11 protein-coding genes and 1 pseudogene (1 of these 12 only partly in view) are annotated in these 14,271 nt (G+C 72.3%); 3 read left to right on the forward strand and 9 right to left on the reverse strand.

Annotated elements, in window-relative coordinates:
* The first annotated feature begins 346 nt into the window (after positions 1-346).
* Complete coding sequence (locus D471_RS0101110) at positions 347-1,255, forward strand: alpha/beta fold hydrolase (RefSeq protein ID WP_017596921.1); 909 nt, start codon at positions 347-349, stop codon at positions 1,253-1,255.
* A gap of 285 nt (positions 1,256-1,540) precedes the next feature.
* Here the strand turns inward: D471_RS0101110 and D471_RS0101115 are convergent, their stop codons facing one another.
* The 8 genes from D471_RS0101115 to D471_RS37485 all read right to left on the reverse strand — a co-directional run bounded on the left by D471_RS0101115 (position 1,541) and on the right by D471_RS37485 (position 10,814).
* On the reverse strand, positions 1,541-2,476 hold the full coding sequence (locus D471_RS0101115) for an MBL fold metallo-hydrolase (protein WP_017596922.1): 936 nt from the start codon (positions 2,474-2,476) through the stop codon (positions 1,541-1,543).
* Positions 2,477-2,662: 186 nt separating this feature from the next.
* Positions 2,663-3,538 (reverse strand): PHP domain-containing protein, encoded by an 876-nt coding sequence (locus tag D471_RS0101120; protein ID WP_017596923.1) that lies wholly within the window; start codon positions 3,536-3,538, stop codon positions 2,663-2,665.
* A 65-nt stretch (positions 3,539-3,603) separates the two neighbouring features.
* Positions 3,604-4,260: a DUF6758 family protein gene (locus D471_RS0101125; protein ID WP_051059088.1), complete on the reverse strand. Its 657-nt coding sequence runs from the start codon at positions 4,258-4,260 to the stop codon at positions 3,604-3,606.
* Positions 4,261-4,346: 86 nt separating this feature from the next.
* On the reverse strand, positions 4,347-6,239 hold the full coding sequence (gene typA, locus D471_RS0101130; RefSeq protein ID WP_017596925.1) for a translational GTPase TypA: 1,893 nt from the start codon (positions 6,237-6,239) through the stop codon (positions 4,347-4,349).
* Positions 6,240-6,348: 109 nt separating this feature from the next.
* Positions 6,349-6,768 carry a (deoxy)nucleoside triphosphate pyrophosphohydrolase gene (locus D471_RS0101135; RefSeq protein ID WP_026127292.1) on the reverse strand — a complete coding sequence of 140 codons (420 nt, stop codon included), beginning with the start codon at positions 6,766-6,768 and terminating at the stop codon, positions 6,349-6,351.
* Positions 6,769-6,868: 100 nt separating this feature from the next.
* Positions 6,869-9,082, reverse strand: coding sequence for an SF1B family DNA helicase RecD2 (recD2, locus tag D471_RS0101140; RefSeq protein WP_017596927.1), 2,214 nt, complete (start codon positions 9,080-9,082; stop codon positions 6,869-6,871).
* A 25-nt stretch (positions 9,083-9,107) separates the two neighbouring features.
* Positions 9,108-9,512 carry an MmcQ/YjbR family DNA-binding protein gene (locus tag D471_RS0101145; protein ID WP_017596928.1) on the reverse strand — a complete coding sequence of 135 codons (405 nt, stop codon included), beginning with the start codon at positions 9,510-9,512 and terminating at the stop codon, positions 9,108-9,110.
* An 84-nt stretch (positions 9,513-9,596) separates the two neighbouring features.
* A complete protein-coding gene (locus tag D471_RS37485) occupies positions 9,597-10,814 on the reverse strand; it encodes a hypothetical protein (protein WP_017596929.1) in 1,218 nt (405 codons plus the stop codon).
* A 193-nt stretch (positions 10,815-11,007) separates the two neighbouring features.
* Between D471_RS37485 and D471_RS0101155 the strand changes: the two genes are divergently transcribed.
* Positions 11,008-12,129 (forward strand): serine/threonine-protein kinase, encoded by a 1,122-nt coding sequence (locus D471_RS0101155; protein ID WP_017596930.1) that lies wholly within the window; start codon positions 11,008-11,010, stop codon positions 12,127-12,129.
* Here D471_RS0101155 and D471_RS0101160 read toward each other — a convergent pair.
* Positions 12,114-12,680 (reverse strand): hypothetical protein, encoded by a 567-nt coding sequence (locus D471_RS0101160; RefSeq protein WP_017596931.1) that lies wholly within the window; start codon positions 12,678-12,680, stop codon positions 12,114-12,116. The genes D471_RS0101155 and D471_RS0101160 overlap by 16 nt on opposite strands.
* 263 nt (positions 12,681-12,943) lie before the next feature.
* Here D471_RS0101160 and D471_RS32495 point away from each other — a divergent pair.
* Positions 12,944-14,271, forward strand: a pseudogene (locus D471_RS32495) (bifunctional metallophosphatase/5'-nucleotidase) (it continues 792 nt past the right edge of the window).

The following is a 14,271-nucleotide window of genomic DNA, read 5'->3' on the forward strand; positions in this document are numbered from 1 at the left end:
GCGAGCAGCGAGAAGGCGCCCAGCACGCCCGCCCGCTCCGGCGGCCAGTCCTCCGGCGAGGAGGGCACCAAGCGGGTCCGCCGCCGTCGCCGTACGCGCGGTGGCGCCAGCGCCGCCCGCCGGGACCCGGAGAACACCTGATCGCGCTCCCGTCGCCGACCGCACCGCCGGGCCGTGGTGGTACCGCCGCCCGCCCCGGCCGATCGCGGGCGGCCCTCCCCTGAGGGGGAGCCGGAGGCGACGGGGCTGGGCACCGTGACCGCTGACCGTCCGCCCATCTGGCGGACGGGCGGTCGGAGATGATCCGGGGCCGGTGTCCGCCGAAGATGCCCTAAGGTTGCCCGACGTGAGTACACCGACCTTCCTCGACCCGCCGCCCGGTGTGCGGCGGGCGGACCTGCACCTGTCCCACGGCCCGGTGGCGGCCCTGCGCGCACTGCCGACGTCCGGCGGCGCCGAACTGGCGCCCGCCGTCCTGGTGCACGGCTTCACCGGCAGCAAGGAGGACTTCATCGCCCTCCTCCAGAGCCTGGCGCAGGCCGGTCGGGAGGTGGTCGCGATCGACCTGCCCGGCACCTATGAATCGCCTGGACCGGAGACCCTCACCGCCCCTCCCGGCGTCCAGCTCCCCGACTACCGCCTCTCCTCCCTGGGCGGCGTGGTCGCAGAGGTCGTCGACGAGGTGGGAAACGGCTCGCCGGTCCACCTGGTCGGACACTCGTTCGGCGGCCTGGTGGTCCGGGAGACCGCCCTGTCCGAGCGTGTGGCTCTGGCCTCGCTCACCCTCATGTGCAGCGGCCCCGGCGCGTTGGAGGGTGACCGCGCGACCGGTGCGCGCAACCTGATCGCCGCGCTGTCCATGGACCCCTCGACCGCACGGCTTCAGGAACTGTGGGACGAACAGTTCGACAGCGAGGCGCGCCAGCGCACAGCCGACCCGAGCATCCAGGACTTCCTCCGCAGGCGGCTGGTGTCGAGCAGCGCCATGGGGCTCATGCGCACCGCTGAGGACCTGCTGGGCACGGCGGACCGGGTCGACGAGCTCGCCGCCCTGGACCTGCCCACGCTGGTGCTGTACGGCGAGAACGACGACACCTGGTCGACCGACGAGCAGGCCGAGATGGCCCAGCGGCTCGACGCCCAGCGCCTGGTGGTGCCCGGTGCCGGTCACTCCCCCAACGTGGAGGCCCCGGAGACGACGTCGAGCGCGCTGACGTCCTTCTGGAACCAGACCGAGTCCGTGGGCCGGCGCTAGGACGTGCGCGAAGGACACCTACCCCGCCGCGCGACACCGCTGAGCCGGCGAAGCGGCGCACGGTAGGGGAGTTCCCTCTTCGGACTTGCGGCAGCCGCGCTGAAGCCCCCCGCCCTCCGCCGCCCTCCGCCGCCCTCGACGGACGCCCGCCGCGCGAGGGCTTCCTCGGCACGGGCGGCATCCACGGAACACGCCCCGGTCCGTGGATGCCTCGGGCCCGCGCTCCGCTCCGGCCCGGGTCGGTCCGCCGCGCCACCGGAACGGCGCGGCGGACGGTCGTCCAGGTCAGACCCAGTCGTCGAAGTTCTTGCTCTCCGCGCCGGAGGTGGTGGCCGGCCCGCGGTCGGGCAGGATGCGGGTGGCCGGCGGCAGCGACAGCAGGGCCTCGCCGATGGAGGCGAGCTGCGTCGTGTAGTCGATGTAGGTGTCGCCGACCATGCCGGGCTCGCCCTTGCGCAGGGTGTCACCGCTGAAGACCACGCCGAGCTGGCTGATGTAGTAGCCGACGGTGCCGGGCGAGGTGCCGGGCAGCGCCAGGACGTCGATGTGCAGATCGCCGATGTCGAAGGCGCCCTGCCCCTCGACCTCGACCTCGGGACGGTGCTCGGCCCCGTGGTGGCGGCGCCAGGCGCGCATCTCGCGGGGGTGCAGGGCGATGTCGGCCTCGCTCTCCTCCGCGACGCGCAGCGCGCCCTCGATGTGCGGGGTGTAGCCGTTCGTGCAGGCCACGAGGTAGATCTCGCGGTCGCCGACGGCCTTGAGGATCGCCTCGGGGTCGTGGCCGGGATCGATGACGACGACCCCCTCGTCGTCGGCCTCGACGATCCAGGTGTTGCTGACGATCTCGTAGGTCTGGCCGTCGAACTCGAAACTGCCCGAGGTCCGCACCCGCGTGATGCCCTCGCCGTCGGGGCCGGTCACGCCCGGCTCCTCCGCGTCGTCGGCGAACACGTCGACGGGACCCTCGCCCTCGGCGTCCTTGGCCTCGGACTTCCCGCCCTCGGCGCTCTCGGCGTCGTCGGTGTCCTCATCGGAGGCGTCCCCGTCGGCGCCGGTCTCCTCGGCGCCGGTCTCCTCGACGCCGTCCGTGGTCTCTTCCGTGTCCTCGGACTCGGCCCCCGCGGCCTCCTCCTCGGAGTCCTTCGCGGCCTCCCGCTCCTCCACAGCGGAGTCGGTGGCCTCCTGGCCGTCCTTCTTCTTCGGCTTCCGCTTCCAGAACACGGCGTCAGACCTTTCGAATCGTCCAGGTTCAGGTAGTTCGCTGCGACCATTGTCGCGCCCTCTGGCAGTGGTCCGTACCGTATCGAACGCGCGGTCCTGTTTACCGCGCCGCGGGCGTCGTCCGAGGATGACGGGCGGGCCGAAGAAGCGAAGCGGCGGGCCCAAAACAAGCACAGGGCACGCGGGTCAACCTCGGATGAGCGAAACGCCCGTCGCGGGCGCCACGAGTTCCTCGAAGGCCTCGGGCGCGGTGGTGCGGCAGCCCAGGCGGTGCCCGGTCAGGCTCCCGTGGTCGTCGCTGGAGCCGGTGACCACCACGCCCAGGTCGGCGGCCACACCCCGCCACTCCTTGGTCTGGGCCCGGTTGTGCGAGGGGTGATCGGCCTCGATACCGCCCAGCCCCGCGGCCACCATGCGTTCGACCAGGTCGATCGGCACCGCCCCGTTGAGCGCGCCCTCGGCGCGCGCCGGGTGGGCGAGGGAGCAGACGCCGCCCGCCTCGCGTACCAGCTCCACGGCGCGTACGGGGTCGAGGGCGTACCGAGCCGCGTAGGCGGGGCCGCCCGAGCCGATCCACTGGTCGAAGGCGTCCTGGACGTCCCGGGCCGCGCCCGCCTCCACGATCGCGCGCGCAAGGTGCGGGCGGCCGATCGTGTTGGCGTCGGCGTACTCGTCCCGTCCGGCCCCGGCGATGGTCAGGACCCGCTCCCAGGACACGTCGACGCCGAGTCCGCGCAGCTTGGCCACCATCTCCTCCGCGCGCGAGGCCCGGTCGGAGCGGACCCGGCGCAGCTCGGCGGCCAGCCCGGGGGCGTCGGGGTCGAACAGGTAGGAGACGAGGTGCACGCTGGACCCGGCGTGGGCACAGGACAGCTCCATCCCGGGGACGAGGGTGAGACCCGGGGGCACGTGCTCGGCCGCCTCCGCGATCCCGCCGACGGTGTCGTGGTCGGTCAGGGCGAGGACGTCGAGCCCGGCGGCCACCGCCTCCCGGAGGACCTCGGCGGGTGTGTCGGTCCCGTCGGAGACGGAGCTGTGCGAGTGCAGGTCGATTCGGGTCACTGCCCGATTGTACGTAAGTCCCGTTCAGCGTGCCCGGGGTGCTCCCACGCACCGCCGGGGCCGGGTCATTCCAGCGGTGCGAGCCCTCCGGTGAGGAAGGGGCTGAGGGCCCCGAACGGCGGCTCGAAAGCGACGCCGCCGTCCTTGATGTCGCGCAGGTCCCGCAGTGCGTTGATCTCGCACATGAGGATCGCGGTATCCGGTGAGGCGAACACGAACCACAACCAGTGGGCGAGCGCCTCACCCGTGTAGACCGCGCGGTCGCGGCCCACGTCGAGGTTCCACAGGGCGATCTCGTGACCGTCGAAGCGCACCTTGGCGTCGGCGGCCGAGGAGTCGAACCCGTCGCCCGGGTCGGGCCCCTCCAGACCGGCCAGCCGGGCCCCGAGCCCCACCCCGGGGTCCTCGGCGACGATGACGACCTCGCCGATCCCACCGAGTGGGTTGGGTCCGGACAGGGCGACGGCGGCGGCCACCACGCCGCTGCGGTCGTCACCGGCCTCGGCGAACCCGGTCACCACCCACCCGGTGGGCAGCGGCCACGGGACCCAGACCGGAACGTGGGCTTGGGGAAGCAGGGCGTCGAGACTGCTCACCCCGGGGGCTCTGACCCCCTGGAGGGGCGCCACCGGGCCGTGGACGTCACACTGCCACGCGCTGGTCCACAACCCCGGAGGATGGACCGCGCGCCCGCATCGAGGACACGAGGGCTCCGACTTCATCGCTCTAAGCGGTTTACCCCTCTGACCTGGCCGGAAACGCGTCGGGGGCGGTCGGCGTCCACCGACCGCCCCCGACCCGCGAACCCCTACTGGGACTGGCGCTTCTTGTGCGCGGCCATGCGGGCGCGCTCCTTCTGGTCGAGGACCACCTTGCGGATGCGCACGTGCTCGGGGGTGACCTCCACGCACTCGTCCTCGCGGCAGAACTCCAGGGCCTGCTCCAGGGACAGCTGGCGCGGCGGCACCAGGCGCACGAGCTCGTCGCCGGTGGCCGAGCGCATGTTGGTGAGCTTCTTCTCCTTGGTGATGTTCACGTCCATGTCGTCGGCGCGGGAGTTCTCGCCGACGATCATGCCCTCGTACACCTCGGTGGTCGGCTCGACGAACAGCGTGCCGCGCTCCTGGAGGTTGAACATCGCGAACGCGACGGCGACACCGGCCCGGTCGGCGACCAGGGAACCGTTGGGCCGTGTGCGCAGGTCGCCGAACCACGGCTCGAACTTCTCGAAGACGTGGTGGGCGATGCCGGTGCCGCGGGTCTCGGTGAGGAACTCGGTGCGGAACCCGATGAGGCCGCGGGAGGGAACCAGCCAGTCCATGCGCACCCAGCCGGTGCCGTGGTTGACCATGTTCTCCATGCGGCCCTTGCGGACGCTGAGCAGCTGGGTGATGGCGCCCATGAACTCCTCGGGGGCGTCCACGGTGAGGCGCTCGACCGGCTCGTGCGTCTTGCCGTCGATCACGCGGGTGACCACCTGCGGCTTGCCGACGGTCAGCTCGTAGCCCTCACGGCGCATCTGCTCGACCAGGATGGCCAGGGCCAGCTCACCGCGGCCCTGCACCTCCCAGGCGTCGGGGCGCTCGGTGGGCAGCACGCGCAGCGACACGTTACCGATCAGCTCGCGGTCCAGCCGGTCCTTGACCAGGCGGGCGGTGACCTTGGCGCCCTTGACCCTGCCGACCAGCGGCGAGGTGTTGGTGCCGATGGTCATGGAGATGGCGGGCTCGTCCACCGTGATCAGCGGCAGCGGCCGCGGGTCCTCGGGGTCGGCGAGGGTCTCGCCGATCATGATGTCGGGGATGCCCGCGATGGCGGCGATGTCGCCGGGCCCGGCCTTCTCGGCGGGCCGGCGCTCCAGTCCGTCGGTCATGAGCAGCTCGGTGATCTTGACCTGCTGGGTGGTGCCGTCGCCGCGGATCCACGCGACCTGCTGGCCCTTGCGCAGTTCGCCCTGCTGGACGCGGCACAGCGCCAGGCGGCCCAGGAACGGGGAGGCGTCCAGGTTGGTGACGTGGGCCTGGAGGGGCGCGCCGGGGGTGTACTCGGGCGCCGGAATGGTCTCCAGGATGGTGGTGAACAGCGGAACGAGGTTGTCGTTGTCGGGCACCTGCCCGTTCTCCGGGCGCTCCAGGGAGGCCTTGCCGTCGCGGGCGCAGGTGTAGATGATCGGGAACTCGATCTGCGACTCGTCCGCGTCCAGGTCCATGAACAGCTCGTAGGTGTCGTCCACGACCTCGGCGATCCGGCTGTCGGGCCGGTCGACCTTGTTGATGACGAGGATGACGGGGAGCTTGGCGGCCAGGGCCTTGCGGAGCACGAAGCGGGTCTGCGGGAGCGGGCCCTCGCTGGCGTCCACGAGCAGGACGACGCCGTCGACCATCGACAGGCCGCGCTCGACCTCGCCGCCGAAGTCGGCGTGGCCGGGGGTGTCGATGATGTTGATGACCACGTCCTCGCCCTCGGGCGTGGTGTAGTGGACGGCCGTGTTCTTCGCGAGAATGGTGATGCCCTTCTCGCGTTCCAGGTCGTTGGAGTCCATCACGCGGTCGTCGACGTCCTGGTTCTCACGGAACACACCGGACTGCCAGAGCATGGCGTCGACGAGCGTCGTCTTGCCGTGGTCCACGTGGGCGACGATGGCGACGTTTCGGATGTCGCCGCGGCGTGCGGAGCCCTCGACGGGCATGGCGCTGGACATGGGAAAGTCTCGATCTCCTGGTACTGGGTAGAGACCGCAGAGTGCCACGGCCCGTTGCCAGTTTATGCGGTAAGAGGTGTCTGGTTGGGAAACGTGCAGGTCAACCTGGTCACGATGGGTTGACCAGCAAGGGTGCGAGCGGGCCCAGGAAGGGGACGTCCGCGGGCAGCCAGTCGACGGCGCGCAGGTCGGCGGCGGAGAGCCAGCGCAGGGACAGGTGTTCCAGCGGTTCGGGCTCGCCGTCGACCAGCTCCGCCCGCCACAACCGCAGCACGGCGTCACGCGTACGGGAGCCGGACGGGGCCGGGAACGGGGCGTCGGATCCGATCGGGTGCAGGGGTCGGACGGTGACGCCGAGTTCCTCCCGGCACTCGCGGGTGAGCGCGTCGGTGGGCGACTCCCCGTCGTCGACCTTGCCGCCGGGGAACTCCCACCGGCCGCGCAGGGCCGCGGGTTCGGCTCGTTGGGCGGCCAGGACGCGGCCGTCACGGATGATGGCGGCGCCGACGACGATCAGGGTCTCTCGCACGGTCAACCAGCGTAGTGGCCCGCCCGTCGCCCACCACCGCCCAGGGGTCGCTTCGCGAAAGGGTGGGACACCCTCAACCGACGGCCTCCGGCCGCGGCACCTACCAGTTCCCCAGCCGGTGGGCCAGGGCGGTGTACCGGTGGCCGGAGGAGGCGTTGCGGACGGCCTGGGCGAGGGCGCGGCGGGAGCCCACCAGGACCACGAGCTTCTTCGCCCTCGTGATGGCGGTGTAGAGCAGGTTGCGCTGGAGCATCATCCACGCGCTGGTGGTGACCGGTATCACCACGCAGGGGTACTCGCTGCCCTGCGAGCGGTGGACGGTGACGGCGTAGGCGTGCGCCAGCTCATCGAGTTCGGCGAAGTCGTAGGCGACCTCCTCGTCCTCATCGGTGCGCACCGCCACCTCCTGGGCGACCGCGTCGATCCCGGTGACCACGCCGAGCGTCCCGTTGAAGACCCCGTTGGCCCCCTTCTCGTAGTTGTTGCGGATCTGCGTGACCTTGTCGCCCACGCGAAAGACCCGTCCGCCGAAACGGCGTTCGGGCACCCCCTCCCCCGGCGGTGTGACGGCGGCCTGGAGGGCGGTGTTGAGCTGGGCGGATCCGGCCGGTCCGCCCTTCATCGGGGTGAGGACCTGCACGTCGCGGCGGGGGTCGAGCCCGAAGCGCCGTGGAATGCGGCGGGCGACGACGTCGACGGCGCGTTCGGCGGCCTGTTCGGCGTCGTCGCAGGGGAAGAGGAAGAAGTCGGTCATTCCCTGGAACTCGGGCTGCTCACCGGTGTTGACCCGGTGCGCGTTGGTGACCACGCCCGACTGCTGGGCCTGCCGGAACACGTGGGTGAGGCGGACGCTGGGGACGGGGGAGCCGTCGTCGAGGAGGTCGCGCAGCACCTGTCCCGCTCCGACGGAGGGCAGCTGGTCGACGTCGCCGACGAAGAGGAGGTGCGCACCCGGTGGCACCGCCTTGACCAGCTTGTTCGCCAGGACCAGGTCCAGCATGGAGGCCTCGTCGACAACGAGCAGGTCGCAGTCCAGGGGGTTGTCGCGGTCGTAGGCGGCGTCACCGCCGGGGCGCAGTTCGAGGAGCCGGTGCACCGTGGAGGCGTCCACACCGGTGAGCTCGGTCAGGCGCTTGGCGGCCCGCCCGGTGGGCGCGGCCAGGATGATCTTGGCGCGCTTGGCCGCGGCGAGGGTGACGACGGAGGCCACGGTGAAGGACTTGCCGCATCCGGGGCCTCCGGTGAGCACACACACCTTCCTGGTGAGCGCGGTGCGCACGGCCTCGCGCTGGGCGTCGGCGAGGTCGACCCGGGTGCGCTCGCGCAGCCAGCCCAGGGCCACGTCCCAGTCGACGTCCGTGAAGGACGCGAGCCGGTCGCCGGGGGCCTCCAGGAGGGAGCGCAGCCCCGAGGCGAGCCCGATCTCGGCGCGGTGCATCGGCACGAGGTACACGGCGCGCACCGTCTCGTCCTGCGGTCCGGGAAGCGTCTCGCGGACCACGCCCTCGGTGGCGACCAGTTCCTGGAGGCACTCGATGACCAGGCCGGCCTCCACCCCGAGGATCTTCACGGCGGCGGAGATGAGCCGTTCCTCGGGCAGGTAGCAGTGACCGTCGCCCGTCGACTCCGAGAGGGTGAACTGGATGCCCGCCATGACCCGCTGGGGGCTGTCGTGCGGGATGCCGACCGCCTGGGCGATGGTGTCGGCGGTCTTGAACCCGATCCCCCACACATCGGACGCCAGCCGGTAGGGCTCCTTCTGGACGACGTTGATGGAGGCGTCCCCGTACTTCTTGTAGATGCGCACGGCCAGGGAGGTGGTGACCTCGACCCCCTGGAGGAAGACCATGACCTCCTTGATCGCCTTCTGCTCCTCCCAGGCGTCCGCGATGAGCCGGGTGCGTTTGGGGCCGAGCCCGGGCACCTCGACGAGCCGCTGCGGGTCGTCCTCGATGACGTCCAGGGCGTCGGTGCCGAAGTGCCCGACGATGCGTTCGGCCATCTTCGGGCCGATCCCCTTGATGAGCCCGGAGCCGAGGTAGCGGCGGATGCCCTGGACCGTGGCGGGCAGGACGGTGGTGTAGTTCTCCACCTGGAACTGGCGGCCGTACTGGGGGTGGGAGCCCCAGCGGCCCTGCATGCGCAGCGCCTCGCCGGGCTGGACGCCGGCCAGGGCGCCGACGACGGTGAGGAGGTCGTGGGCCCCGTTCCCGGTGTCGACCTTGGCGACGGTGTACCCGTTGTCCTCGTTGGCGTAGGTGATCCGTTCCAGGACGCCCTGGACGACGGCGGGCCGGAAGGTCCTGTCGGACACGAGATGAACGCTCCCTCCCGATCGGTCACACGGTGGCGGACGGCCCCTCAGGCCGGGGGGCGTCGTCGCCCAGGGCCGCGAGCACGCGGTCCCGGTCGGCCCGGCGCAGGCTCCGGGCGACCAGTACGTAGGAGTGTCTCAGCATCTCCACGATCTCGTCGTCGGGCACGGAGCCGTCCAGGAGCACGGAGTTCCAGTGCCGTTTGCTCATGTGGTAGCCCGGGGTGACGCCGGGGAACTGGTCACGCAGTTCCAGGGCCAGCTCCGGGTCGCACTTGAGGTTGACCACCGGGCCTTGGGCGCGCTCCATGAGCAGCGCGAACATCTTCTGGTCGGCGACCTTGTAGACCAACGGGCCCGGACCGAAGGGTTCGGTCTCGGACGTCTCCGGGAACCACAGCGCGGCGTCGATGAACTGCTCGGGGGTCATGGTGCCTCCTCTCGTGTCGAGCGTGCCAGAAGGCACCGACGAACGGGAGTGCCGCCGAACATCGGTGGACGGCGCCGGTCGGGCTCACCGCCGCGGACCGTCCGGCGGCTCCGGGCCGTCGAGGGGGCCCGGGTGGCCGGGGTACCCGAGTTCGTTGGTGAGGGAGGCGACGCGCAACGCCAGCTCCTGGGCCTGGACGAGGGTGGACAGCGCCTCGTCCTGCTGCCGGTGGTCGGACCCCGCCTCCAGGGCCAGAGCCTCCAACCGCTCGGCGGCGCGGCGGTCGTAGCGCTCCATCTCCGCGGCGCGGACCTTGTTCGCGTAGTCCTCCAGGACGCGGACGCGTTCGGCGACGCGGGCGACGTCCTGGTCGAGGACCTCCCGGGCGCGCGCGGCGGCCCGGCGGCTGTGCTCCCCCGGGGTGGGGGTGCTCGCCATGGTGCGCCGGGTCCGGGTGTGCCCGGCCAGGCTCCTGGCCAGGCCCCACTCGACGTCCGCGAGGACGACCCGGTTGCGGACCGTGTCCAGCAGCAGGCCCTGGTCGTGCAGGGAGGAGGCCAGGACGGAGTCGACGGCGGCCTGGGCGCGGCCGAGCAGCGCGCGGGCCGGGGTGTCCAGCGTGTCCGGGCTGACGTACCAGTCCCTCCACTCCCGCAGCAGCCACTCCTCCGTCGCGCGTTCGGCCTGGCCCGGAAGGGGCCTTCGCGACGGCTCGTCGAAGGCCTTCGTGATGACGGTCGCGAGCGCGGCGACGCCCGCCGCGCCGAGCCCGAGGAAGACGAGCACGCCCGCGGCCACGATCCCGAGGAACGGCAGCAGGAGCAGGAACAGCCCGACGATCACCGCGCCGCCGACCGGGTAGAGCCAGTGGTCCTTGGCGGGGAGCGAGGCGTCGGAGCGCCGGGACGGGAGGGGCGGCCGTGGCTGCGGAGCGGGCCGGTCCCGGCGCAGGGCGGCCGCGTTGAGCCGGACCGCGGTCCCGTCGTCGACCTCCGGGTGGACGGTGAGCCGGGTGGGTTCGTGCCCGCCCCAGTCGTCCCCGCCGCCCCCGAAGGCCGTCCCGGGCGCGTTGGCCAGCAGGTCGCGCACTCCGGCTCCGCGCTCGGTGAGGACCCAGATCCCCAGGCGCCGGTCCCGGACCGCCAGCCGCTGGTCGGCCAGCGCTCGGACGGCCTCGCCTGGGGTGCGGCTCCGCAGCCGCGACAGCCCCGGACGGCCCTGTACGGGCACCGCCGCGCGCAGCGCGCGGGAGGTGGCGGCGGTGATCCGCACGGTGGTGCCGTCAGCGAGGGTGAACTCCATGGCGTCCTTTCCGGCGCTCGGCCCGCGCGCGGGCGTACCTCTCGCCGGATTCGACGCGCGAACCGCGTCCGGGGTTGTGACGAGATCCCGGGAGCGCCAGGGGACCCACGACCGTCGACCGCGCGCGACCCGACGCCGAAACACACGGAGGATAGGATCCCGGCACACGCGTCCCCCAGCGAACGGGAGCACGATGAAGGCGCGCGGCATCCGCAGACTCGCCCCCCTCGAACCCGGAGACCCGCGCACGGTCGGCGGACACCGGATCCGGGGCAGGGTCGGCTCCGGAGGGATGGGCACGGTCTACGCCGCCGAGTCCCCCGGGGTCCACGGTTACCTGGCGGTCAAGGTCGTCCACCCCGAGCAGGCGGCCGACTACCGGTTCCGTACGCGCTTCGCCCACGAGGCGCGGCTCCTGGCCAGGGTGAACAGCCCGTCGGTGGCGCGGTTCGTCCGCGCCGACGTCGAGGCCGACCCGCCGTGGATGATCACCGAGTACGTCCCCGGTCCCACCCTCCGCCACCACGTGGAGCGCTTCGGCCGGTTGCGCCGGGGCATGCTGCTCGGGCTCGCGGTCGGGACGGCCGAGGCCCTCAGGGCGATCCACGACGCCGGTGTGGTGCACCGCGACCTCAAACCGAGCAACGTCGTGCTGTCGGACCGGGGCCCCAAACTGCTCGACTTCGGGATCGCCCACCCGGTGGAGGACCCCGACCCGACCAAGTGGATCAGGCTGCGCCGGATGCGCCGCGCCTACCGCGACCTACGGCTCCCGTCCCCGGAGGCTCTGGCGGACGAACGGGTCGCACGTCAGCTCGACCGGCTGGGCACCCCGGGGTGGATGAGTCCGGAGCAGTACGGCGCCCTGCCCACGACCCAGAAGGCGGACGTGTTCCTGTGGGGGGCGACGGTCGGGTTCGCCGCGGTCGGGCACGACCCGTTCGGGCGCGCGCACCCCAAGGAGATGGCGCGCCGGGTGATGTTCGAGGAGCCGGACGTGGAGCACCTGCCGCCGGGGTTGGAGCGGCTGGTGGCGGCGGCGATGGCCAAGGACCCCGACGACCGGCCCGGGGCGGCGGAGCTCCTGCGGGAGTGTCTGGCCCTGGAGAACGAGGAGGGCGGTGTGCGACCGCCCGAGGGCGCCGGGGAACCGGGGACGGGGGCGGCCGCGGTGCGGGCCCTCCTCGGACGCCGGTGGACGGAGGTCGCGGTCCGGCCTCCACTGCCCCCGCGTGAGGGGCCGCGCCTCTTCGGACTCGGAAGGAGCGCGGAGAGGACGGCCGCCCGGGGCACCGGGCGTCAGAGCAGCCCGTAGTAGGCGCGCCCCTCCCGGGAGAACATGAACGCCACCATCGTGGCGGTGAAGCCCAGCGGCACGACGGACTGCCAGTCGCCACCGCTGATGTTCCAGACCAGGAGCGCCCCCGCGGCGACCTGGAAGACCACCACGCCCCAGAACACCCCGATCGTCCTACGGCGGATCCGGGACGCCAACAGCGTGGACAGGAGTCCGTACACACCGGTGACCAGAGCCAGCGCGGCCATGAGCGAGCGCATCACGTCGACGGTGACCACCACCTCGACACCCTGTTCGGCGGCCAGGTCGGCCTGTTCTCGGAGGACCTCGCCCATCGTCTCCGGTGGGATGGCCAACCCCATGAGGAACAGAGCGGACAGGGCGAGTCCGCAGGAACCGCCGACGAACATCAACGTCCGGACCACCGCGACCTTCCGGGGCGTCGGGGCGTTCGGGTGCAGGGCGTCGAGGTGCGCCCCGAAACCGAACAGCCCGCGCTGGGGCGGAACACCGCCACCCGCGCCACGCGCCCCGTCGGGGTCGTGGGGGTCCTGGCCAGAGCGATGCACAGGGGTCCTCCGAGGAGTCGATGGGCGTGTGCGTCCATGGTAGAGGTGCCGTGGCCCTCGGGGCGGTAGTGCGCGCACCCGATTCGTCCGGCGACCCGGCACCCGGTTTCGTGCCCCGGACCGGCACCGCGGGTTCGCCGCGTCGTCACCCCCGATCCCGTGCCAGGAGACCCTTCTTCCTCTAGGGTGATGCCCTCTGACCCCCATCCCGGGACGTCCCACCGTCCCGGACCCCCTCCCCCAAGAAACTGGAGTCACAGAGCATGACCAGACTCGTGCGCGCGTCCGGCGCGCTGGTACTGGCGGGCGGCCTGGTCGCCTCGTCCGTATCCGTCTCCGCGGCGGACGCGGCGCCCCGGGAGACCCCCGGTACCCGGGCCGGAGCCGACTTCACCCTGACGATCCTGCACGGGAACGACCCCGAGTCCGCGCTGCTGCACGCCTCCGCCCAGCCCGACTTCGGCGGCGCCGCCCGCTACACCACCCTCCTGCACGACCTGCGGGACGCCGAGAACGCGGGCGTCGGCGCGGGCGCGGACGAGGCCGCCGAGCGGGGCGTGGTGTCGGTCAACTCCGGCGACCTCTACCTGCCCGGTCCGGAGTTCTCCGCCTCGATGGAGGAGGGCGCGCCGTTCTACGACGCGATCGCCACCAACCACGCCGGCTACGACGCGGTGTCCATGGGCAACCACGAGTTCGACTTCGGCCCGGACGTGTACGCCGACTTCCTTGAGGCGATGACCGGTGACACCACCGTCGTCGCGGCCAACGTGGACGTGTCGGGCGAGCCCCGCCTGGCCGCGCTGGCGGACGCGGGCCGCATCGCGCCCAGCACGGTGATCGACGTCGCGGGCGAGCGTGTCGGCGTCGTCGGCGCCCTCTACCCGGAGCTGCACAGCATCAGCAGCCCCCGCGACCTGGTCCTGCACGACGTGGTCGGACCGGTCCAGGCCGAGGTCGACCGGCTCACCGCCGACGGCGTCGACAAGATCGTCATGATCTCCCACCTGCAGAACATCGGTTACGAGCAGAGCGTGGCCGAACAGCTGACCGACGTCGACGCGATCGTCTCCGGCGGTGGCCACGAGGTCATGGCCAACCCCGACGACCCGCTGGTTCCCGGCGACGAGGTGACCGCGCACCCGTCCACCGGAGAGCCCCTCTCGTACCCGCTGTGGGCGAGCGACGCCGAGGGCGCCGACCTGCCGATCGTCACCACCGGCGGCGACTACGAGTACGTCGGCCGCCTGGTGGTCAACTTCGACGCCGACGGCCGGGTGTCCTCCGTCTCGGACCGTTCGGGCACCGTCCGGGTCTCGGGCGTCGGCGACGACGCCGTCGAGCCGCACGCCGCGGTCCAGGGCGAGGTGACCGAACCGGTCTCCGCCCACGTCGCCGCCCTCGACGAGACCGTGGTCGCCGAGAGCGAGGTCGCCCTGGACGGCACCCGTGACCCGGGGGTGCGCACCCAGGAGACCAACCTCGGGAGCCTGATGGCCGACGCCCTGCTGGACACGGGTCGGCGCAACGCGGCGGAGTACGGGGTCCCGGAGCCGCAGATCGGGATCCAGAACGGCGGCGGCATCCGCAA

Source organism: Nocardiopsis lucentensis DSM 44048, assembly GCF_000341125.1.
Lineage (GTDB): Bacteria > Actinomycetota > Actinomycetes > Streptosporangiales > Streptosporangiaceae > Nocardiopsis > Nocardiopsis lucentensis.